This window comes from Apibacter sp. ESL0432 (assembly GCF_019469225.1).
Classification (GTDB): domain Bacteria; phylum Bacteroidota; class Bacteroidia; order Flavobacteriales; family Weeksellaceae; genus Apibacter.
Genome location: NZ_CP048266.1, coordinates 1834668 through 1856823 on the forward strand (window position 1 = coordinate 1834668; position 22156 = coordinate 1856823).

Sequence of the window (22156 nt, forward strand, 5' to 3'; positions counted from 1 at the left end):
AAAACTTTAACCCCTTTAACTAACTATAAATATTGATAGGTAAATATATAAGTAAAATTTTATTTTACTTCAATTTGTTTAGGTGCAATTTCTGTTTGTTCTTTCTTAGGTAAAACTAATTTTAAAACTCCATCATGATAGGTAGCATGTATTTTGGCTGCATCTATATTACTGTCATCTAAAGTAAAACTACGTTTAAAGCTGGACTGGTAATATTCAGTTCTGTGAGATTTTTTATTATGCGTTTCAGCTTTTTTATCATAACTAATCGTTAGTAATCCTTTTTCTAAATTAACTTTAAAATCTTCTTTTTTCAATCCCGGAGCGTATAAATCCACTTCAAAATTGGCTTTATCTTCAGAAATATTTACAGGTGGAAATTTTACTTCTGCTCTATTCCATGCAGGAGCATTTGTAAAAAATTCATCTAATAAATTTCCAAAACTTTTGTTGTTGCTTTTAATTAAATCTGCCATAACTTTTATTTATTTTTTTAAGATTTTTATGTTTTATGATTTTCAAATTACAGACCAAATACTTAAAAAAAATTGTAATTTATTAAAACAAAACCTTTTAGATAAAAAGCAAATTTTTAAATAACGTCATTTTGTCTTATTTTTGAATTAAATAATATTTATTAACGACATTTTGTCATTACACAAAAAGAATTATGATAAAGTGTTTTATTTTTTATTTCATTTAACTTCCCTGATCGTTTTTACTATATTTGCAATCTTAATTTAAAAATTTTACTATTTTTTATTAGTTTTTATTAAAATAACCAGTATCAATATTATTCATGGAAACTTTACACTATTTAGTTGATTTTATTCTTCATATAAATGTTCATTTAGATGAATTAATGCGCAACTACGGAAATTGGGTTTATGCCATTCTTTTTTTAATAATTTTTTGTGAAACCGGATTAGTAATTACCCCTTTCTTACCCGGTGATTCTTTATTATTTTCCGCTGGAGCTCTTGCTGCTTCCAGTGATGAATTTAGCATCTATTTATTAGCCCTATTATTTGTGGTTGGAGCTATTATTGGAGATACGGTCAATTTTGAGATAGGAAAATATTTTGGACATAAACTATTCAGTAATCCCAATTCTAAAATATTTAAGCAAAGCTATCTTCAAAAGACTCATGAATTTTATGAAAAACACGGAGGCAAAACCATTATATTAGCTCGTTTTGTTCCTATTGTTAGAACCTTTGCTCCTTTTGTTGCCGGAATGGGACGTATGAGTTATAAATATTTTATTTCTTATAATATTATTGGAGGGGTTGTATGGGTGTTTATTTTCTTATTCTTGGGATATTTTGTAGGCAACATTGGATGGGTTAAAAATAATTTACCTCTGTTAATGATTTTAATTATTGTAGTATCTATTTTGCCTGCCATTTTAGAAATTTTACGTAATAAATTTATTGTTAAAAAGGATAAATAAAATGCTAATATTCATGTAAGAGTTTTTATAAAAAATTTTATTTTAATATATTTGTTAAATTATTATCTATAAATGGGTAATAATTTCGTAAAATTTTATAAAAAATCATAAACTTACATGAATATATCTCGTTTTTTTAATATACTCCCTTTTATTTTTATTACTATTACAGGCGCACTGTATCTGGTTAACTACTTTTTTGGAGTTATTCCGGAAAATCTTTTTTTCGCTTGTCGTTGGTTATTTATGATTTCAATAATCATCTTTGCATTTAAAAAGAAAAATTTAACCATATGGATTTTTGTAGCGTTACTAGTTGGTGCTTGTTTAGGGTATGATTTTCCGGGAGTTAGCGGAAAACTCGATATATTAAGTAAAGTATTTCTTAAGCTGATAAAAACGATTATTGCTCCTTTGATTTTTGCAACCCTAGTTCATGGTATAGCCAGTCATTCAGATATTAAACAAGTAGGTAGAATGGGTTGGAAATCTCTGGTTTATTTTGAAATCGTTACTACCTTTGCGCTTTTTATCGGACTAGCAGCCATCAACCTCACTCAAGCAGGAGTAGGAACGAAAAAAATAAATATAGCCCATGAACAATTACCACAAGTAGCATCCCAATCTTGGGAGGATATTGTACTGCATATTTTCCCTGAAAATATAGCAAAGTCTGTCGCAGAAGGGCAAGTATTACAAATCGTCATATTTAGTATCTTATTTGGAGTAGCCCTTATAATGGTAACCAAAGAAAAGCGAATGTATTTAGTAAATTTTACAGACAGTCTTGCCGATACGATGTTTAAATTTACTAATATCATCATGTATTTTGCTCCTTTCGGTGTCTTGGGCGCTATGGCTTATACTATTGCACATATGGGACTGGATGCCTTAATCCCACTTATTAAGTTGTTATTAACTCTATATGGTGCTCTCATCGTATTTGTTCTCATCGTATTCCTTCCGATAGCTTTACTTATAAAAATGCCTATAAAACGATTCATTAAAGAAATCAAAGATGTGGCATTTTTAGCTTTTTCAACGGCTAGTTCAGAAGCTGCTCTACCCAAAGCCATGATTGCGATGGAAAGACTCGGCGTTCCTCGAAAAGTGATTGCTTTTGTAATGCCGACCGGGTATAGCTTTAATTTAGATGGAACTACTTTATATTTATCTTTAGCTATTATATTTGTAGCACAAGCAACGGGAGTTCATGTATCCTTTACTACCCAATTAATTATGATACTTACCTTAATCGTAACCAGCAAAGGTGTAGCCGGAGTGCCTCGTGCTTCTTTAGTTATCTTAATGGGTACGGCAAGTACTTTTAATCTGCAAGAATGGCCCATTTTAATGATATTAGGAATTGATACGTTAATGGATATGGCTCGTGCTACGGTAAATGTTATTGGAAATTGTTTAGCTACTGCTGTAATTGCCCGATGGGAAGGAGAGTTTGATCCTGAAGGAGCAGAAAAAAAGTTGTTGGAAGAAGAAAATGTTCAGAAAGCCTAAGTAAACAATTTTGCTATAACCTATTATTTTCATTTAAATTTATCAAAAACGTTAAATATATAAATTTAGTTTTTGACAATCAACCGATTAATGTCTCATTAACTTGTAATATATTAAATATTATTATCCATTTTCAATGAATGTAGGATAAATTTTGTAAATACTGAAAAAGACATTTTCGGCATAAGGATGAGTGAATTTTTTTTAATATTAACTTACCATTTTTTATTACAGTATTTTTAGGTCCTACTGTTTTAAGTAATTAATTTATATTCTTTTGAAGATCGAATTAAAATAAGTCACAACCTTGTAATAGTTTAGAAATTCTTGGAAATATTAAATTACATATAAGGCATAAAAGCTTTTATAACTTCGGGAGGAATATCCAATAATCGGTAATCTTTAGGAGAAACAAATATTAATTGTTGTTTTCCTTTACCCAATAAATTTCCGGCGGAATCGAAAACTTGATGTTCCAAAGTGGCAATCTTTCGATTATATTCCGAAGCTCGTATTTTTACGCTTATCCGTTCGAATTCTCGAGTTTCAGTAATGTATTTATGTTCAAAAGATCGTGTTAATATTAAATAGGTAGTATCTTTTAAATTAAAATCGGGTAATACGTAATTAAAAAATAATTCGCGCGTCTTTCCAACCCAAAGAGCATAAACTCCAAAATAAACATTTCCAACTGAGTTGGTGTCTGCATAGGTTGCCATAAAGGAATGCACAAACCATTTACCTTCAAAATGACTTCCCGTGCTAACTTCCAAGGTTTTCCCGTTAATAGCTGTATGAGTTGCTTTAGATAAATTTTTTAATACAGGAATTTCGGACGCAGCATCTATCACTTCTTCAACTTTCTCTTTCACGACTCGTAGTAAGTCAGTATTTAAAACCAACCAAAACACATAGAGTATTGGAAGTATTGAGCCTATTATCATCAATACGGCCATTTGCATAAAATAACCTCCGGCAAATACTACTAATGAAAGTGCTCCAATCGAAAAAAGTTTCACTTGAGGTAAAGAATGCTGTGAATTGGGTACAAAACAACGCGCTATACCTAATGAGGCATAAGCCACAAAAAAAGTGGCATAAAATACCATAAAATATTCCAATTCAAAATTTGCCAATACAGAGAATATCGTAATTAAACCCGCCAAAATATAGGTAGGGATGGGAGAATCTGCAATTCCTTTAGGTATTATGGATAATACAGGACTATTACTGGATTTGGAAACTTCTTTCACAAACCACCGAGTAGAAACATATCCGCTATCTAAAGTTGTTAATACTGCGAATACTAAAAATAAATAATAGGAAAGCGGAACCCATTCGGGAAGCGTAGATCGAAAGTGGATCATATAATTAACAATTTGCTCATGACCGTATTTTATACCTCCCAATCCAACCGATGCCATATTCGGATTAAACCAATTACTGTTGAATACAAAACTTGCCAGTAATCCATGAAAAATAAGCAGGAAAAAAAATATAACGGATCCGAAAAAATATCCGGTACATATATTGGTTTCTTCTTTTCTCATTTGTATAGCGCGCTGCCATTGTTGTAAATCCAGCCAAGGCCCTACAAAAAAACCTACGAAAATGGCAACCATATAGCCTATGAAAATAGGTTTTTGAGTTTCACTTTTCACCCATGCCTCATAATTGTATATTTCTTTAGGTTGTAAATAAGATAATAAGGAAACAATTATTATTAATAAAACTGCTCCAATTAGTAGATGCCAGTATTTAATAGATTTAATCGAAAATTCTTCACCCAGTAAACAGGAAGCCGAAATAACCAATGATACCACAAGTAATAAAGAAAAAATTTGTAATATACTTCCCCCATCATCCCAGCCCGGCCAATAAGAAGTAAGCAAAGGAATGAATAAATATTTTACAGTCGCAAAAACGGTTAATGTAATTGCCAATAACTGATATAAATATAAACTGAGGCGAAACGGCTTATACCATTTTTTATAAAAACGTTCTAAAGATTCTTGTCCTTTATCCCGATTGGCAATCTTTTGAGTACCGTAACCAAATAAAAATAATCCGATTGAGTTTAACAAAGCAAAACCCAATAGACCTGTTAAACCGAATAAATAAGTTATTTGCACGGAAAAAAACAGTCCTAATCCCCACAACCAGGAAAGAGCAACCGAATTTCCCCAAAAAAAAGAATTTATGATTTTAGATTTCATTACTTTTAGTTTAAAGTATATGTTGTTTCATTAATTTATTAATGTCAAAAATAATGCTTAAGAAACTTATAAAGAACATGTTCTATGCCTTTAAATAACTCTTTCAGACTCTCAATTTGTTTTTTTGTAGCTTACAATTGCACCTACATTTAACACTACAGCAAAGATAATAATTATATATAATTGATGAGAGATATCAGCCAAGGTACTTCCTTTCATATAAACCAGCCTCATCACTTCAATAAAGTAACGTACCGGATTAAACATGGTAACGATTTGCGCCCATCTGGGCATACTGCTAATCGGAGTATAAAGTCCGCCCAATAAGAAAAATATAATTATAATAAAAAACAACACAAACATGGCCTGTTGTTGCGTAGATGAAAAATTTGAAATTATTAACCCAAATCCGGTAAATGCAATAAGGTAGAAAAAACAAAATATATAAATTATTAGAGCATGACCGGCCGGAACTAACCCGTATACCAACCAGGCTATTAGCATACCAACAGTTAGTATAAACATTCCCATAACCCAGAAAGGAATCAATTTTCCTATAATAAAAATATATTTTGGAATAGGAGTAACATTGATTTGCTCAATGGTTCCTGCTTCTTTTTCTTTAACAATATTCAAGGAAGAAAGCGCCCCGCCTATAATACTGAGTAGCATAACCAAAATACCGGGCACCATAAAATTTCGATAATTCATTTCTGTATTATACATATAATAGGGCTTAACAATAATTTGTCCCGAACTTTGAGACTGACTAACCAGTTCCCGATTGTAAGCTGCTAAGATTTGTCCTAAATACGAAGATCCCAATCCTGCTTTTTGTCCGTTTATGGCATTTACCGATAGCATAACATCGGTTGATTTTTCTCTTATAAAGGTATTTTCAAAATTATGGGGAATTTCTAAAATCAAGTCTGCTTCATTTTTTTCGACGATCTTCAATGCATCTGAATAAGACGTTGAATAATTGGCCAATTTAAAATATCCGGATGAAATTACCTTTTGTATCAATTCTCTGGAAGCCGAACTGTGATCGTTATCTATTATGCTTAATAAGATATTTTTCTGTTCAAAAGTGGCTGCCCATGGCAATACTAATAATTGAAAAACAGGCATAAAAAATACCAATCTCAAAATAGTTTTATTCCTGAATATCTGAAGAAATTCTTTTTCTAATAAAAATTTTAATGTTCTCATAACCTGTTTTTAAACATTTTGATACTTACCACTAATAAGAAAAGAGTCATACCAATAAGTATCAGACACTCTTGCCAGATAGCAAAAAAACCAAGCCCTTTAATCATTACATCTTTAACGGCAGTAATAAACCAGGTAGCGGGTAAAATGGTTGATATTATTCTAAGCGGCAAGGGCATATTTTCTACGGGAAATATTAACCCTGAAAGCAACAATGTGGGAAGCAATAATCCCATACCCGAAATTAACATGGCAGCTTGTTGGGTTTCCGTTATGGATGAAATTAAAATACCTAACGATAAGGTTGATAGAATGAAAATTGTACATAGAAAAAGAAGTAAAAGTAAATTTCCTTCAATTGGCACTTCCAAGATGGTAACAGATATAATTAATATAGAAAAAACGTCAATAATGGAGATCAGGAAATAAGGAACCACTTTCGCTAATACAATGCTTATGGGTTTTAGCGGAGAAACTAATAATATTTCCATAGTTCCTTGTTCTTTTTCTTTTACAATGGAAATAGATGTCATCATTGAACAAATTAACATAAGAACCAATCCCATAATTCCCGGCACAAAATTATACGCACTTTTTAATTGTGGATTATAGAGCATTTTAACCTGACTTTTAATTACATAAGATCCTGAACCCGCTTTATTCATTTGTTGTTTTTGATATTCCGCTATAATTTGTTGCAAGTAGCTAACTATGGTAGATGCTTCATTAGGATCTGATGCATCTACAATAAGTTGAACTTCACTAGTTCCTTGATGATACAAGTCTTTATCAAATCCTTGAGGAATAACCACCGCCAATTTAGCTTTTCCTAGGCGAAAACGTTGTTCAACTTGTTCTAATTTATCCAGGTAGCCTGTAAGGTCAAAATATTTACTGGCATTTATTTGTTCTATAAGTTGTATGGATTGGATGGTTTTAGAATTATCTAATACAATGAAAGAGGTATTTTTAATTTCTGTCGTAATAGCAAACCCAAATATCATAAGAAGCGCTATAGGCATAATTAAAAGCATAAGCATAGTTCTAAAATCACGGGTGATGTGAAAGATTTCTTTCTTTATAAAACTAAAAAATTGATTCATGCCCTATTCTTATTTTTTCCTTTATTTAGTTAAAATCTATTCTCTTTTTGCTCCTCTTGCCAATATTTGAAAAACTTCATCCATAGTTTCCGCATGATATTTATGACGAAGTCCCGCAGGCGTATCCAATGCTTCAATTTTACCATCCACCATAATTGAAACCCGATTACAATATTCTGCTTCATCCATATAGTGAGTTGTAACAAAAATTGTTATCCCGTTATTGGATGCCTGATAAATCATTTCCCAAAAAGTACGTCTTGCTATGGGGTCTACTCCTCCGGTGGGTTCATCCAAAAAAACAATTTCAGGAGAATGAAAGGTTGACACTGCAAAAGAAACTTTTTGCTTAATTCCCAAGGGTAAGGATTTAACCAAAACATCCCTTTCTGTTTCTAAGGAAAGTTCCTCTAAACATTGTTCCGTTTTTACTTTAATATCTTTAGTGTTCATTCCATAAATACCACCAAATAATCGCATATTTTCTTTAATGGTTAAATCTTCATATAACGAAAATTTTTGGCTCATATATCCGATATTTTTTTTAATCTTATCCGACTCTTTGTAAATATCGTATCCTGCAACAATTCCTTCCCCTGAGGTGGGAGATAACAATCCACAAAGCATTCGTATGGCTGTTGTTTTTCCTGCACCGTTTGCTCCCAAAAAACCAAAAATTTCACCTTTGGATACTTCAAAGCTTATATGATTGACTGCAATAAAATCGCCAAATTTTTTAGTTAACCCTTTCGTTACTATGGTTTTCATTTTTATTCATTAAATAAATAAAACAATCTTCGATTCCCGGTTCAATTTCTTTTACTTCAGCTCCCTCTATCGTAACCTTTTCATTTTTAAATGTCACGTGTAAATATTCTCCGAATATATAACAGCTGTTTATTTCTTTTTGTTTGCGTAATTGCTGAAGAAGTTTATAATTATTATCAGATCGCACCGAATATAATTTATACGGATATTCTTGCGTAATCTGCTTAGGAGTATTGACAGAAAGTATTTTTCCTTCTTGAATTAGCGCAATCTTATCACATAAACTTGCTTCATCCATATAAGGCGTAGAAACCATTATAGTAATTCCCTGTTGTTTAAGTCGGGTTAACATATCCCAAAATTCTTTCCTGGATACGGGATCTACTCCTGTGGTCGGCTCATCTAAAAATAAAACCGAAGGCTTATGTATTAAGGCACAACATAGGGCTAGTTTTTGTTTCATTCCTCCCGAAAGTTTACCTGCTCTTCTCTTCTTGAAGGGTTCGATTTGAACATATATATCTTTAATTAAATCATAATTTTTTTCTACCGTTGTATTGAATACCCGAGCAAAAAAATTAAGATTCTCTTCAATACTTAAATCTTGATAAAGCGAAAATTTACCGGGCATATACCCGACTCTTTCCCGTATTTGTAAAAAGTTTTTCTTTACATCAAACCCATCTACAAATGCCTCTCCTTTATCCGCCAACAACAAAGTGGTTAATATTCTAAATAGAGTGGTCTTTCCTGCTCCATCGGGACCTATTAAACCAAATAATTCTCCTTTATTAATTTCAATAGATATATCTTGTAAAGCTTCAACCGGAACTTTACCCGTATAGGTTTTTGAAATATTTTGTATGGAAATAACACTCATTATCTTTATTATATCTTCACTAGAATTTATTCTTGTTTCCTTTTAGAAAATGAATCTAGAACTTATCATAAATCTACATCACCATACATACCTATTTTAATAAGCCCGTCAGTATTTGTTACTGCGATTTTTACCGCATACACTAAATTTTGACGCTCATCTTGGGTCTGAATAGTTTTTGGAGTAAACTCGGCTTTATCGGATATCCATGTAATAGTGCCCGGATAGGATTTTTGTTTATTTTCTGAAATATTTATAAATACTTTTACTTTCTGTCCTATTTTAATTTTTTCTAATTGTTCTGAAACTATATATGCTCGTAAAAATAAATTTTTAGTATCTGCAATTTTATAGAGTGCTTTACCTTGGGTAACAACTTCTTTTTCTTCTACAAATTTGTTTAAAACAGTACCCTGAATTGGATTAATAATTTTACATTTTTTTAATTGATCTTCTATTTGGGATACTTGAACTGTATTGGTGTTACTTTCTTCATTGAGACTGTTAACCGATGTTGAAAGTGAATTTACTTGCGCATTTAAAGATTTTTTAAGAACTTCAATTTGTGAATTCGCATCATCCAGTTGTTTTTGAGTAGCTGCATTATCTGCCAATAATCTTTGAATTCTTCTTTTTTCAAATTCAGCTTTCGCAATCTGTTCTTTTATGGAAGAAACTTGGACGGATATGTCCGGTCTTTTTACCTGTATGGCTTTATTGGTAGCTAATAATTGTCTTTTCTTTAAATACAGCTGGATGCTGTCAACATATCCAACGTATTGTCCTTTGGCCAATTGATCTCCTTCCGTTAATTGAAAAGATTCCAATTTACCGTTAGCTTCCGATGAAACAATTACTTCAGTTGCTTCAAACGTTCCCGACGCATCATGCTCAAATTTATTTCGATTACAAGATAACAGGAACATAAACGTTCCCAGGGTAAATATTATTAACTGTCTCATAGTTCTAATTTCCTTGTGTATATTTATAATTATAGATACTTTGTAAATATTGCATTTCATGTATAGACTGTGTTACTCGTGCCTGATTTTCTGCATTAATATCTCCGATTAAATCATTCATATTGTAAATTCCATTTTTATACTTACTCTCTCCAGCCTTTTTAACACTATTCCTCAACCGAATAATTTCATCATCTTTTACCATCAATTGTTCATATTTATTTATTTCATTCTGGATTTGGGTTAGCTGAACATGGGTGTTAAATAAAAAGGTTTCTTTTTGAGATTGAAGTGAATTCCTGTCATTTTTTAGTAATCGATATTCGTTTTTCTTTGTGTATAAGTTTCCAAAATTCCAACTTAAACGCACCCCGCCAATAGCATACGTTTTAAAATCTGAGTTCAACATATTTAAACCGGGTTTTCCATACCCTCCTTGAGCAAAAAGTGAAAATTTAGGCATATTTTTAGCTTTTATCGTACTCTCTTTGGCTTCATATACTAAATTTTGCTTATCATACATCCTTAATTCCGGACGAGAAATCTCTTGATCAAAATTGATACTATTGTCCGGTAATTTCAATTCAACTCCTTGACTTATTTCTTCATGTATAAATAAAGAAAGCATTTTTATATAAGCCATTCGTAAAGTGGTAAGCTCAATTCTTTTTTGATCGGTATTTAATAATTCCACTTTAACCAAATCTAAATCAGATACCATGGCAACACCATTTTTTAGCATGGCACTAACCAGGTTATAATTGGTTTGTAAATCGGAAGTTAAAACATCCAATTGATTCAATTGCTTGTCAATCGTTAGAATTCCAAAATACAATTGATTAATTTTTTCCCTTACAGTATATAAGTTTACTTCAAGCTTTTGCTTTTCAAAATCTGAATTGGCTTGGGTAATTTTTTTTTGAGATCGTGTTGCTCCTCCATCCCATAGCAATTGTGTAACATCTAAAGTTATTTTGTATTGATCTTTGTCCATTTCAGGAATATTGTAACCCGGAATCTTTATGGGTATTTTAGTTACTTGAGTTTGATAAGAAGCCTGTCCACCGAGAGAAATTTGCGGCAAGTAATTTTTTGCCAAATTATCCAAAGTATAGTCTTCGGCTAGAGAAATTAAATCATATTGTTTAATTAACGGATAATTTTCTCTTGCTTTTTCCTGACATTCTTCCAGGTTTATTACCGATAACTGTGAAAACAACAGACAAGGAAGTAAACATAATTGTAAAAAAATATACGTTTTAGTTTTCATAATCTCATTATTATACTAGCTTTAACATTGACTTTAACCAGATTGGAACTAAAGTTTTTCGTTGTTCGATGAAATCTGTAAAACTTTTTTCATCCATTTTAGTTACATATTTTATAAAGGGTTGTCCTATTATCGGAAAAATAGACATGGAAACTAGATTTATAAAAAAATGTATAGCTGTAAAATTCAACTTTTCTTTATTTATTTGCTCATTGATCTGTTTGAACATATAAGTCTTTTGGATAAAACCTTCAGGAATTTTAACCCTATCAAAAAGATGTTGAGGATTAGCCTGTAATTCACTGAATAAAAAAAGAGGCAAATTTGAATTTTTGGACATTCCTTCTATGTATCTTAAAACTCCTGCATCTATTTTCTCGGTCAAGGTTGTTTGCTTATTATTCATTATATGTTCCAGATAAAAAAACATTTCTTCTATGCTCTCCTGCATCACTATTTCAAATAAATTTTCTTTACTTCTGTAATAATAATTTAGCAGAGCCAAATTGATACCCGCCTCTTTTGCTATATCTCGGGTACGAGTTAAACCAAAACCTTTTTTTTGAAAAACGCGCTTTGCAGCCTCCTTAATTTTTTGCTCTGTTGACACATCTCTGACCATATCCTGATTTTCATTTCCAATTTTATAACTTATTCATTGCAATCGTATTGCATTTTTTATACCACTAAATATATTTTAATGCAAATATATTTAAATTTTTGATTTAATCAAATGATTAAATTTTATTTAATGAATAGTTTTTTCATAACTATAACTTCTATAATAATTCTTTTAAATGATCAGATATATATCGAAATGAAATTTAATGAATTGAAAAATTAGACAAATAATATTTCTACCAAATAAAAATAAAACAAACAATAATATGAGTAAATTATTATACTCGATTATTAAATCAGCATTAAATAAAAATAAATAATTACTTATATAAATAATTTAATATAAATAATCATGTTATAAGTATTTAAACTTATAAAATCTAAATTTTGTTAGTTCATAGTATTTGATGTAAATTTGCGTGTCAAATTGTACAAGGATGAAAGAATTTAGTAAAGAAGTATACCTCAAGTGGTTTGAGGATATGACTATGTGGAGAAGATTTGAGGACAAAGCTCGTTCTCTATATTTAAAAGATAAAATCAGAGGTTTTTTGCATTTATATAATGGCCAAGAGGCAATTGCAGCAGGTTTTACTCATGCAATGGATATAACCAAAGACAAGATTATAACCTCTTATCGTTGTCATGCTCATGCATTAGCCATGGGGCTGGATCCTAAAGTAGCCATGTCTGAATTATGCGGTAAAGCCACCGGTTCGTCTCAAGGATTGGGTGGATCTATGCACCTTTTCAGCCGTGAGCACAATGTATACGGTGGACATGGTATTGTAGGTGGTCATATCCCGTTAGGTGCCGGTATAGCCTTCGCAGATAAATATTTTGAACGCGACGCGGTTACTATTTGCTACATGGGTGACGGTGCAGTAAGACAAGGTACTCTACATGAAACTTTCAATATGGCTATGAACTGGAAATTACCGGTAGTATTTGTTTGTGAAAACAATCAATATGCTATGGGTACATCGGTTGAAAGAACTACTAATAATTTGGATATTTACCAATTAGGACTAGGTTATGAAATGCCATGCGCTCCGGTGGATGCAATGAATCCTGAGACAGTTGCAGAAGCAGCTTACGAAGCTATTGAAAGAGCAAGAAGAGGAGATGGTCCTACGTTCCTTGAAGCAAGAACATATCGTTTTAGAGGACACTCTATGTCTGATGCTGAGCCTTACAGAACGAAAGAAGAGGTGGAAGAACACAAAAAAGAAGACCCGATTCTATTCGTAAAACATAAAATTTTGTCTAATAATTGGGCAAGCATCGAAGAATTAGATGCAATAGATAAAAGAATAAAGGATGAAATGAATGAAGTTGGTAAGTTTGCAGAAGATGCTCCTTACGCTGATGATGACGTATTATATAAATATATATACTCTGAGCCGAATTATCCTTTTTTAGATAAATTAGAAAACCAATAAAAACACGAATCAAAACCAAATTATGGCTGAAGTTATAAAAATGCCTCGTCTGAGTGATACCATGACTGAGGGAAAAGTATCTAAATGGAACCTAAAAGTAGGAGATCCTGTAAAAGAAGGCGATATCTTAGCAGAAATTGAAACAGATAAAGCTGTTCAGGATTTTGATTATGATGGTGATGATGGTATCCTTTTATATCAAGGAGTTAAAGAAGGTGATGCTGCACCGGTGGATTCTCTGTTAGCTATTATCGGAAAAGCAGGGGAAGACATCAGCGCATTAATTGGAGGTGCTAACAGCAATTCTTCATCTTCTGAACCAACAACTAATAACGACTCTAGCAATACGAATACAACTTCTACCCCTTCTGCTTCTGTAGAAATCCCTAAAGATGTGGAAATTATCAAAGTTCCTAGACTTAGTGATACCATGACTGAAGGTAAAGTTTCTAAATGGAATGTTAAGGTTGGTGATACCATTAAAGAAGGCGATGTTATTGCTGAAATAGAAACAGATAAAGCGGTTCAAGATTTTGAATACGATGGTAACGGCGGAGTTTTATTATACCAAGGAGTAAAAGAAGGAGATTCTGCTCCGATTGAATCTTTATTGGCTATCGTAGGACCTGCAGGTACGGATGTTAGCGGAATTATTGCCGGAGGCACTGCTGCTTCTACTACAACTTCTAAACCTGCTGCTTCTGAGCCGACAGCTGTCGCATCCAATGACTTTAAACCTTCTTCTGAAGTTAATACAGTTTCATCCGGCAACGGTAAAATATTCGCTTCTCCTTTAGCAAAGAAAATTGCTAAAGAAAAAGGAATTAGCCTAGATCAAATTAAAGGAAGTGGAGACAACGGAAGAATTATTAGAAAAGATGTTGAAAATTTTGTTCCAACAGCTTCCACAACTACAGCTTCTTCCTCTTCAGCTAAATCTGCACCGGTTGCTCCGCAAATAACTCCGGGTGTAGACACTGAAACTCCAAACTCTTCCATGAGAAATGCTATTGCTAAAAGTCTTAGCCACAGTTTATTTACTGCTCCTCATTACAATTTGGTATTTGAAATCAATATGGATAATGCTATGGAAGCTAGAAAAGCTATCAATAGCCTTCCTGATACCAAAGTATCTTTTAACGATATTGTAATTAAAGCCGTTGCAATTGCTTTAAGAAAACATCCGCAAATTAATAGTACTTGGTCCGATACTAAAATTATCCACCGTGGAAACATAAATGTAGGAGTTGCCGTAGCAGTTGAAGATGGATTAGTAGTTCCGGTAATTAAAAACACCGATTATTTATCTTTAACTCAAATTTCATCAGCAGTAAAAGACTTAGCCGGAAGAGCTAGAGATAAAAAATTAAAAGCTAATGAAATGGACGGATCTACTTTCACTATTTCTAACTTAGGAATGTTTGGAGTGGAATCTTTCAATTCTATTATTAATCAACCGAATTCATGTATTTTATCCGTAGGAGCTATCATACAAAAACCGGTAGTTAAAAACGGACAAATTGTGGTTGGTAACACAATGCAAATATCATTGGCATGTGATCACCGTGTAGTAGATGGTGCTACCGGAGCTCAGTTTTTACAAACTCTTAAAATGTATCTTGAGAATCCGGTTTCATTATTGGCTTAAGAGATTAAAATATTTAATTAAAAAACACTCAATTCTTTACAGAATTGAGTGTTTTTTTTTAACTTTATTTTATTATTACTTAGCTTAATTTTTTAATATATAAACCTATGTCTAATTTTACTCTTACTATGATAAAACCCGATGCTGTTTCTAAAGGGCTAACGGGAACTATTTTAAAAGATATTACTGAAGCCGGTTTTAGTATCATTGCTTTAAAACTAACCTCCCTCACCTTAGCAGATGCCCAAAGATTCTATTCAGTACATCAGGGCAAACCTTTTTTTGAGGACTTAGTGAATTTTATGACCTCCGGACCTATAATTGCAGCTGTTTTAAAAAAGGAAAATGCTGTGGAAAATTTTAGAAAGTTAATCGGTGCTACCAATCCCGATCAGGCAGAAGAAGGTACTATCCGCAAAAAATATGCTGAAAGCACACAACGAAATGCTATTCATGGATCAGACAGCGACGAAAATGCAGCGATTGAAGCTCATTTTCATTTTGCAGAAAGAGAAATCTATTCTTTCTTATAAATAATTTTTGTTTTAGCAAATAGATCATACAGGATAATTATTTTAACCGTTTTTATAATTTATTAGTAACTTAGGTGCACTTAATAAGTATTAAACATGATTAAAGTCTTAGATCTAAAATATGAAGAGTACTCCCAATGGGAAGATCTTTCCGACCAAGACTTAGTAGTAATTAATAAGGCTAAAGAAGCCCGTAATTCTGCTTATGCCAATTATTCTAATTTTAAAGTTGGAGCCGCCTTATTATTAGATAATGGTAAAATCTTAACAGGTAACAATCAAGAGAATGCCGCTTATCCCAGTGGTTTATGTGCAGAAAGGACCGCTATTTTTTATACTATAGCAAATTATCCGTCTGCTAAAATAATAAAAATGGCTGTAGTTGCCGGAAAAGATGATAACAGTTCCATTCCTGTCTCTCCTTGCGGAGCCTGTAGACAAGTACTTATTGAATATGAATTCAGACAAAAAATGCCTATTGAATTTCTTTTTACCGGTTTGAAAGGAAAAGTAATTAAATTTAACCAATGTGCTGATTTACTACCCTTTTCTTTTAATGAAAGTGCTTTATAATTATAATGAATAAACTATAAATGATAATAATAACAACTAAAAATATTTTTCATCTCCCAATAAAATGGCCTGTTTTGAACAAAAATAATTAATATGAAAGTTACAGAACATATTTCCAATGCAAAGGGAAAAACTTTATTTTCCTTCGAAATACTACCGCCTAAAAAAGGAGAAGATTTACAAAATATATTTTCCAATATTGATCCTTTAATGGAATTTAATCCTCCTTTCATTGATGTAACCTATCATAGAGAAGAATACGAATATAGAGAGTTACCTAATGGATTGATACAAAAAATTGTTACAAGAAAACGTCCCGGTACAGTGGGTATATGTGCTGCAATTCAACAAAAGTATAAAGTTGATGCAGTGCCTCATTTAATATGTGGTGGGTTTAATAAAGAAGAAACTGAAAATATTCTTATCGATTTTAATTTTCTAGGTATTGATAATATTTTAGTTTTACGAGGAGACCCCATTAAAAGTGAGGGTATATTTAAACCACACTCTCAAGGACATTCATATGCTAATGAACTGGTGTCTCAAGTTCAAAACATGAATTCAGGTAAATATCTTCATGAAGAATACGCTCATGGAGCTACTGATTTTTGTATTGGCATAGCCGGATATCCTGAAAAACATTTTGAAAGCCCTAATTTAGATACGGATTTAAATTATTTAAAGCAAAAAATTGATGCCGGAGCTGATTACATTGTTACTCAACTGTTTTATGATAATACTAAATATTTTGAGTTTGTAAAGAAGTGTAGGAATATCGGAATTACTGTACCGATCATACCCGGCATAAAGCCTGTATCTATAAAAAAACATCTCACTATTCTTCCAAACATTTTTCACATAGATATGCCTCAAGAGTTAGTTATGGCCGTAGAAAAATGTAAGGATAACAAAGCAGTGTATGAGGTGGGAATAGAATGGACGGTTAATCAATGCAAGGAATTAATGAAGCAAGGAGTTCCTGTACTTCATTTTTATTCTATGGGAAGATCTGAAAATATAAGAAAAATTGCTAAACAACTTTTTTAAATGCAAAAAATAAAATTAAAAAATATAAAAATTTACGCCTATCATGGATGCTTAGAAGAAGAAGCTAAAATTGGTTCTTTTTATATAGTTAATGTGACAATACGGTTAAACTTAGAAAAATCCGGAAGATCTGATGAGCTTAATGACACTGTTAATTACGGAATTGTTGCACAAATAGTTAAAGATCAAATGGCTATTCGCTCCAATCTTTTAGAACATGTTGCCTATCGAATTATAAGAGAAATAAAATTTCAATGTAAAAAGGTAAAAGCTGTAAAAGTCTCTGTTGCAAAGGTAAACCCTCCTGTACATGTAAATTTAGATCAGGTAAAAGTAACTTTTAAAAAGAAATTTTATTAGATTTTAATTTTAATTCAAAAAAAATTGTAGATTTGCAATCCAACAAAACGGCTTCGTGGCCGAGTGGCTAGGCAGAGGTCTGCAAAACCTTGTACAGCGGTTCGAATCCGCTCGAAGCCTCAATAAAAACCATCTCAAATGAGATGGTTTTTTTATTATTCCTTATTTTGTTTAACTCTCGCCCATTTGGCGATCAATCGATCCGGAGTCTTACAAGCTCTTTTTTTAAGCACAAAACAATTTCTTTTTAAAGAAAAAGAATTTCGGTCGTAAAGCATATCTTCTTTCATCTCTTCTAATTCTTTCTTTCTACACTCAGCTGCTTTTTCCGGATTAAAAGGTTTTTTCGAGGCTTTTTTATTTACTTCTTCTGCTTTTTTTGCTTGCACCCATAACCATTCATTGAAATTGTTTATTTCTCTGGGACCTATAGAATCAATTAATCCGATCTCCAATGCCCGGGTTACACTTACGGGTAAACATTCTTCGGTTAATTTTCTAGCTTGTTGCTCTCCCACTCGTTTAGGTAAAGTATATGTCCAATATTCTGAACCGTATAATCCCATCGTGGCATAATGAGGATTAAGTATTATTCCATCTCTGGCAGCTACAAAATCAGCTGTTAAAGCTAACATTACTCCTCCCGCTCCGGCACTACCTGTCACACCGGCAATTACCCATTGTTTCGTATCTAAAAGTTCTAAACATACATCGTCTATAGCATGTATATTTTTCCAGGCCTCTTCTGCCGGATTTTCTGCTGCTTCTATCGTATTAAGGTGTACACCATTGGAAAAAGCATTGTATCCTCCTTTAATTATCAACACATTCGTTTCCTGTTCTTTAGCAAATTGAATAGCTTTTATCATCCTTTCACATTGTTGGGTACTCATGGCACCATTATAAAAATTAAAGGTTAACTCTCCTATTTTTCCTTTTTGGGAATAATGTATTGTACTGTATTCCTCATTAGATAAAACCGTATCGTACAATGAAAGGGTTAAATCTTTTAGACTTTCTGCTTTTTCTTTTAAAACTTGTACAGCCGGTAGTTTAAAGGGCAATTGGTCTTTAGCTGCTCTTTTTAACGAACCAATCCATAGGCTTTTTTCTCCTGTTCCAATTAAAACTGCATCTTCACGGCGGGCTAAAAGTTTTCCCGCTTCACCTTCACGATGATCCAAATATGCATCATATATATAAAATTTTTCACCTTCTATTTCTGCTAATACACCGGGTATTCCTTCTGCTGAATTTACTATATTTAAAATATCTTTTGCCGAACTAGTCCATTCAAAATGACGATCCGATTGTTTCATATTAGGTTCTAGCCTTCCCTTTACGTTTTCGTTATTATAATCTAATGGGATGGGTTTTTCTTTATTTATAAATTTATCAATAACCTCAAAAATACATTGTATAGCGGCATCACTTACAAAATTGTTATAAAGCTCTGATTTTCTTATTAAAGCAGGTTTTTTAAATTCATGACTTGCCCAAATAGGTCCGGCGTCCATTTCTTCTACGGCTTGTAATGCAGTTACTCCCCATGTGTCAAGATTTTTTAAAATTGCCCAGTCTAAAGAAGAGGCTCCTCTATCTCCTCTAATACCCGGATGGATAATTATGATAGGTCTTGTCTCATTTTTCCAAAGAACTTCAGGCACTCTATCTTTCAAAAAAGGACAAATAACAAGGTCCGGATGGGCAGTTTCAATTGAACCTATAACCTCTTGTTCTGTGGTAAAAAGTAAAAAACTAACCTGATATCCTGCTTCTTTCAATGAAAGCCAGACCCTTTGAGTCAAGCCATTAAAAGCTGACGAAAGCAAGATAATATTTAATGTATTCTTCATAATTTCTAATATTATTTAATTCAAAATATAATTTTTGTTTACCTAACAAATATATATAAATCAATTAAATATTATTAGGATATTAATATAATTTAAATTCATATTATATTAAATAGTTTACAGACTCTTCAAACTTATTAATTGAATTGATAATAAAAAAGGCAGATTTTTCAAATCTGCCTTTTTTATTATATTTTATAAAAGTTTATATATTTTCAAGTATAATTGCACTAGCTCCTCCTCCTCCATTACAGATTGCTGCCGCTCCATACTTTGCATTATTTTGTTTCAACACATGGATTAAAGTAACTATAATTCTCGAACCGCTATTACCTAAAGGATGCCCTAAAGAAACAGCGCCACCATTTACATTTACTTTTGAACTATCTATGTTTAGTATTTTAGCATTCGCTAATCCAACTACGGAAAATGCTTCATTGAACTCAAAAAAATCAATATCATCTAAAGATAAATTTGCTTTTTTTAGGGCTTTGGGAAGAGCTAAGGAAGGTGCTATGGTAAATTTTTCAGGCTCACAAGCAGCATCTGCATAGGAAATAATTTTTACTAACGGTTGTAAACCTAATTCTTTAGCTTTCTCAGCTGTCATTAGTATTAGTGCTGATGCTCCATCATTTAAAGTGGATGCATTGGCTGCAGTTACAGTTCCTTCTTTCTGGAAAACAGGGGATAATTGTTTCAGCTTATCGAAATTTACATTTTTAAATTCTTCATCTTCTGAAATGACTATCGGATCTTTTTTTCTTTGAGGAACAGTCACAGGCACAACTTCATCTTTAAATTTACCGGATTTCCATGCTAATTCCGAACGTGTATACGATTGTATGGCGAAAGCATCTTGCTCTTCTCTGGAAATATTATACTCTTCTGCACAAGCATCTGCGCATATTCCCATGTGATTGCGATCGTAAACATTTATCAACCCGTCTTTTAGTAAACCATCAACTAACTTTTGATCTCCCAACTTGTTTCCAATTCTTCCTTTTGTTAGATAATAAGGTACTTGCGACATGGATTCCATTCCTCCTGCCACTACTATTTCATTATCTCCTGCTTGAATGGATTGTGCGCCAATAATTACCGCTTTCATTCCTGAAGCACATACTTTGTTTATGGTAGTACAAGGGACGTTATTCGGTATTCCGGCTCCCAATGAAGCTTGTTTAGCCGGTGCCTGTCCTACATTGGCCTGTAAAACATTACCCATAAAAACCTCATTGATCAAAGTTTTTTCCAATTTAATTTTATTCAGTGCCCCTTCAATGGCTGCTGATCCTAATTGCACCGCTGAAAGGCTTGATAGACTGCCTAAAAAACTTCCTATGGGTGTTCTCGCAGCAGAAACAATAACTAGTTCTTTCATTTTTTAATGGTAGTATATTTTTAATCTTTAATTTTTTACTGTTGACTTGTGGTAAATATACTTATTTTTACTTTATCATACGGTATTTTGCTACTATTCCTATCATTAAAGAAAGATGAAAATTAATATAGTACACACAAGAATGTTTTAAAAAATTTTTATGCTTCGTCTAAATTAATGGTCAATGTTTTTGTTTTAGGATGAGCCATACAGGTCAGTATTTTACCTTTGTTCAGATCATTTTCTGTTAAAACTAAGTTTTCATCTAAATATACTTCCCCTTCTGTTTTAGTACAAATACATGCTCCACAAACTCCTCCTTTACAAGAATAAGGAGCCTCTACTCCACTATCCAGTAAAGCAGTAAGTAAGGAAGAACCGTTATTTATCCAATTCATCGTTTTTGTGTTTTTCCGAAATGTATAGGTCACTTTTACTTCTTTTACAGTAGAACGTTTGACTTTATCATCAAAAAAAACTTTTTCAACCGGCTCATACAATTCGTAATGTATATTTTTTTTAGGGATACCTTGCTCATAAATAGCATTAGCCAGGGTAACAATCATATCTTTTGGACCGCAAATTAGCGCTTCGTCCAATTCATCCCAATCCATAATTTGATTGATGATTAATTTAATTTTGTGAGCATCCAATTTTCCCTCAAAAAATTTATCTTGCATTTCTTGGCGGGTATAAAAAAAATAAGGAAAAAAATTAGTAGGATTTTGTTTTTGTAATTCAGTCAATTCATCTTTAAAAATTGCTTCATTTTCATTCGTATTACCATAAAAAAGATAGAATTGAACGTTAGGCTCATGATATAAGGTATCTTTGATAATGCTTATAATCGGAGCTATACCGCTACCGGAGGCAAATGCTGCCAAAGTTCTTTTTTCATTGGGTCGCGAGGGAATTCCGAAAGTTCCCATGGGAGCAGAAATAGATACAAGATCTCCTTCCTTCACATGGTTTTGCACAAATTCAGATACAAACGCATTTTTAGCCTTTTTTACAGCAAAAGACAGATATCCTTCATACGGTGCAGTGCATATCGAATATTCTCTTTCAAAGATTTCTCCATTGATCTCAAATTGAAAGCGAATAAACTGTCCCGCTTTCCAACGGAATATAGATTTTAATTCTTCAGGAATTGACAAGTCTAATCGAACACTTCCTGAAGTAAGCGGTATCACTTTTTGTACATGTAAGGAATAAAATCGCATTATTTTATTATTTCTTTTAAGCCTGCAAAAATACCGGATTTAAATTAAAAAAATCTTTAATCGTTTTGAGGATTTAGCCGAAAAAATAAT

The 22156-nt window shown here is 32.4% G+C and carries 20 protein-coding genes and 1 tRNA gene; 9 read left to right on the top strand and 12 right to left on the bottom strand.

What is annotated here, in order from left to right; translation table 11 throughout:
• Positions 1 to 59: 59 nt before the first annotated feature.
• The gene (locus GYM73_RS07800) at positions 60 to 476 is read right to left on the bottom strand and encodes an Hsp20/alpha crystallin family protein (protein ID WP_160564476.1); all 417 of its coding nucleotides are present in this window, start codon (positions 474 to 476) and stop codon (positions 60 to 62) included.
• A gap of 323 nt (positions 477 to 799) precedes the next feature.
• Between GYM73_RS07800 and GYM73_RS07805 the strand changes: the two genes are divergently transcribed.
• Both GYM73_RS07805 and GYM73_RS07810 read left to right on the top strand, forming a co-directional pair.
• Positions 800 to 1453, top strand: a complete 654-nt coding sequence (locus GYM73_RS07805; RefSeq protein ID WP_105296649.1) for a DedA family protein — start codon at positions 800 to 802, stop codon at positions 1451 to 1453.
• A 117-nt stretch (positions 1454 to 1570) separates the two neighbouring features.
• Positions 1571 to 2968, top strand: coding sequence for a dicarboxylate/amino acid:cation symporter (locus GYM73_RS07810; RefSeq protein ID WP_220233496.1), 1398 nt, complete (start codon positions 1571 to 1573; stop codon positions 2966 to 2968).
• Positions 2969 to 3309: 341 nt separating this feature from the next.
• Here GYM73_RS07810 and GYM73_RS07815 read toward each other — a convergent pair whose 3' ends face one another.
• From GYM73_RS07815 to GYM73_RS07850, 8 genes are all read right to left on the bottom strand, one after another.
• Positions 3310 to 5184 (bottom strand): thioesterase family protein, encoded by a 1875-nt coding sequence (locus GYM73_RS07815; protein ID WP_220233497.1) that lies wholly within the window; start codon positions 5182 to 5184, stop codon positions 3310 to 3312.
• A gap of 111 nt (positions 5185 to 5295) precedes the next feature.
• Complete coding sequence (locus tag GYM73_RS07820) at positions 5296 to 6396, bottom strand: ABC transporter permease (RefSeq protein WP_160557032.1); 1101 nt, start codon at positions 6394 to 6396, stop codon at positions 5296 to 5298.
• Positions 6393 to 7499: an ABC transporter permease gene (locus GYM73_RS07825; RefSeq protein ID WP_220233498.1), complete on the bottom strand. Its 1107-nt coding sequence runs from the start codon at positions 7497 to 7499 to the stop codon at positions 6393 to 6395. The genes GYM73_RS07820 and GYM73_RS07825 overlap by 4 nt, the downstream gene beginning before the upstream one ends.
• Before the next feature lie 36 nt (positions 7500 to 7535).
• A complete protein-coding gene (locus GYM73_RS07830; protein WP_220233499.1) occupies positions 7536 to 8267 on the bottom strand; it encodes an ABC transporter ATP-binding protein in 732 nt (243 codons plus the stop codon).
• Positions 8236 to 9147, bottom strand: a complete 912-nt coding sequence (locus tag GYM73_RS07835; RefSeq protein WP_220233500.1) for an ABC transporter ATP-binding protein — start codon at positions 9145 to 9147, stop codon at positions 8236 to 8238. The genes GYM73_RS07830 and GYM73_RS07835 overlap by 32 nt, the downstream gene beginning before the upstream one ends.
• A 65-nt stretch (positions 9148 to 9212) precedes the next feature.
• Positions 9213 to 10109 (bottom strand): HlyD family secretion protein, encoded by an 897-nt coding sequence (locus tag GYM73_RS07840; protein ID WP_255570957.1) that lies wholly within the window; start codon positions 10107 to 10109, stop codon positions 9213 to 9215.
• A gap of 4 nt (positions 10110 to 10113) precedes the next feature.
• A complete protein-coding gene (locus GYM73_RS07845) occupies positions 10114 to 11379 on the bottom strand; it encodes a TolC family protein (protein WP_220233502.1) in 1266 nt (421 codons plus the stop codon).
• 10 nt (positions 11380 to 11389) lie between these two features.
• Positions 11390 to 12001 carry a TetR/AcrR family transcriptional regulator gene (locus GYM73_RS07850; RefSeq protein ID WP_220233503.1) on the bottom strand — a complete coding sequence of 204 codons (612 nt, stop codon included), beginning with the start codon at positions 11999 to 12001 and terminating at the stop codon, positions 11390 to 11392.
• Between the two features lie 436 nt (positions 12002 to 12437).
• On the opposite strand from GYM73_RS07850, the gene pdhA reads away from it, so the two are divergent.
• The 7 genes from pdhA (at position 12438) to GYM73_RS07885 (ending at position 17723) form a co-directional block, all read left to right on the top strand.
• Positions 12438 to 13442 carry a pyruvate dehydrogenase (acetyl-transferring) E1 component subunit alpha gene (gene pdhA, locus GYM73_RS07855; protein ID WP_220233504.1) on the top strand — a complete coding sequence of 335 codons (1005 nt, stop codon included), beginning with the start codon at positions 12438 to 12440 and terminating at the stop codon, positions 13440 to 13442.
• A 22-nt stretch (positions 13443 to 13464) separates the two neighbouring features.
• Positions 13465 to 15090 (top strand): 2-oxo acid dehydrogenase subunit E2, encoded by a 1626-nt coding sequence (locus GYM73_RS07860; RefSeq protein WP_220233505.1) that lies wholly within the window; start codon positions 13465 to 13467, stop codon positions 15088 to 15090.
• 107 nt (positions 15091 to 15197) lie between these two features.
• Positions 15198 to 15623, top strand: a complete 426-nt coding sequence (locus tag GYM73_RS07865) for a nucleoside-diphosphate kinase (RefSeq protein ID WP_160557025.1) — start codon at positions 15198 to 15200, stop codon at positions 15621 to 15623.
• A gap of 96 nt (positions 15624 to 15719) precedes the next feature.
• Positions 15720 to 16196: a cytidine deaminase gene (gene cdd / locus GYM73_RS07870; RefSeq protein ID WP_166004545.1), complete on the top strand. Its 477-nt coding sequence runs from the start codon at positions 15720 to 15722 to the stop codon at positions 16194 to 16196.
• A 93-nt stretch (positions 16197 to 16289) separates the two neighbouring features.
• Complete coding sequence (gene metF, locus GYM73_RS07875; RefSeq protein ID WP_166004547.1) at positions 16290 to 17243, top strand: methylenetetrahydrofolate reductase [NAD(P)H]; 954 nt, start codon at positions 16290 to 16292, stop codon at positions 17241 to 17243.
• Positions 17244 to 17603, top strand: a complete 360-nt coding sequence (gene folB, locus GYM73_RS07880) for a dihydroneopterin aldolase (RefSeq protein ID WP_220233506.1) — start codon at positions 17244 to 17246, stop codon at positions 17601 to 17603.
• A gap of 49 nt (positions 17604 to 17652) precedes the next feature.
• A tRNA-Cys gene (locus GYM73_RS07885) sits at positions 17653 to 17723 on the top strand.
• A 35-nt stretch (positions 17724 to 17758) separates the two neighbouring features.
• Here the strand turns inward: GYM73_RS07885 and GYM73_RS07890 are convergent.
• The 3 genes from GYM73_RS07890 to GYM73_RS07900 form a co-directional block, all read right to left on the bottom strand.
• Complete coding sequence (locus GYM73_RS07890) at positions 17759 to 19459, bottom strand: enoyl-CoA hydratase-related protein (protein ID WP_220233507.1); 1701 nt, start codon at positions 19457 to 19459, stop codon at positions 17759 to 17761.
• Positions 19460 to 19664: 205 nt separating this feature from the next.
• Entirely contained in the window at positions 19665 to 20843 is a 1179-nt protein-coding gene (locus GYM73_RS07895; protein WP_160557021.1) for an acetyl-CoA C-acyltransferase, read from the bottom strand.
• Between the two features lie 158 nt (positions 20844 to 21001).
• A complete protein-coding gene (locus GYM73_RS07900; RefSeq protein WP_220233508.1) occupies positions 21002 to 22066 on the bottom strand; it encodes a 2Fe-2S iron-sulfur cluster-binding protein in 1065 nt (354 codons plus the stop codon).
• Between the last annotated feature and the right edge of the window lie 90 nt (positions 22067 to 22156).

What these genes read in the sequence shown, in the direction of transcription:
- GYM73_RS07840 (WP_255570957.1), bottom strand. Translation starts at nt 10,109, where the DNA reads ATGAGACAGTTAATAATATTTACCCTGGGAACGTTTATGTTCCTGTTA.
- GYM73_RS07815 (WP_220233497.1), bottom strand. Translation starts at nt 5,184, where the DNA reads ATGAAATCTAAAATCATAAATTCTTTTTTTTGGGGAAATTCGGTTGCT.
- GYM73_RS07820 (WP_160557032.1), bottom strand. Translation starts at nt 6,396, where the DNA reads ATGAGAACATTAAAATTTTTATTAGAAAAAGAATTTCTTCAGATATTC.
- GYM73_RS07845 (WP_220233502.1), bottom strand. Translation starts at nt 11,379, where the DNA reads ATGAAAACTAAAACGTATATTTTTTTACAATTATGTTTACTTCCTTGT.
- GYM73_RS07865 (WP_160557025.1), top strand. Translation starts at nt 15,198, where the DNA reads ATGTCTAATTTTACTCTTACTATGATAAAACCCGATGCTGTTTCTAAA.
- folB (WP_220233506.1), top strand. Translation starts at nt 17,244, where the DNA reads ATGCAAAAAATAAAATTAAAAAATATAAAAATTTACGCCTATCATGGA.
- GYM73_RS07850 (WP_220233503.1), bottom strand. Translation starts at nt 12,001, where the DNA reads ATGGTCAGAGATGTGTCAACAGAGCAAAAAATTAAGGAGGCTGCAAAG.
- GYM73_RS07895 (WP_160557021.1), bottom strand. Translation starts at nt 20,843, where the DNA reads ATGAAAGAACTAGTTATTGTTTCTGCTGCGAGAACACCCATAGGAAGT.
- cdd (WP_166004545.1), top strand. Translation starts at nt 15,720, where the DNA reads ATGATTAAAGTCTTAGATCTAAAATATGAAGAGTACTCCCAATGGGAA.
- GYM73_RS07860 (WP_220233505.1), top strand. Translation starts at nt 13,465, where the DNA reads ATGGCTGAAGTTATAAAAATGCCTCGTCTGAGTGATACCATGACTGAG.
- GYM73_RS07890 (WP_220233507.1), bottom strand. Translation starts at nt 19,459, where the DNA reads ATGAAGAATACATTAAATATTATCTTGCTTTCGTCAGCTTTTAATGGC.
- GYM73_RS07810 (WP_220233496.1), top strand. Translation starts at nt 1,571, where the DNA reads ATGAATATATCTCGTTTTTTTAATATACTCCCTTTTATTTTTATTACT.
- GYM73_RS07835 (WP_220233500.1), bottom strand. Translation starts at nt 9,147, where the DNA reads ATGAGTGTTATTTCCATACAAAATATTTCAAAAACCTATACGGGTAAA.
- GYM73_RS07830 (WP_220233499.1), bottom strand. Translation starts at nt 8,267, where the DNA reads ATGAAAACCATAGTAACGAAAGGGTTAACTAAAAAATTTGGCGATTTT.
- GYM73_RS07805 (WP_105296649.1), top strand. Translation starts at nt 800, where the DNA reads ATGGAAACTTTACACTATTTAGTTGATTTTATTCTTCATATAAATGTT.
- GYM73_RS07900 (WP_220233508.1), bottom strand. Translation starts at nt 22,066, where the DNA reads ATGCGATTTTATTCCTTACATGTACAAAAAGTGATACCGCTTACTTCA.
- metF (WP_166004547.1), top strand. Translation starts at nt 16,290, where the DNA reads ATGAAAGTTACAGAACATATTTCCAATGCAAAGGGAAAAACTTTATTT.
- pdhA (WP_220233504.1), top strand. Translation starts at nt 12,438, where the DNA reads ATGAAAGAATTTAGTAAAGAAGTATACCTCAAGTGGTTTGAGGATATG.
- GYM73_RS07800 (WP_160564476.1), bottom strand. Translation starts at nt 476, where the DNA reads ATGGCAGATTTAATTAAAAGCAACAACAAAAGTTTTGGAAATTTATTA.
- GYM73_RS07825 (WP_220233498.1), bottom strand. Translation starts at nt 7,499, where the DNA reads ATGAATCAATTTTTTAGTTTTATAAAGAAAGAAATCTTTCACATCACC.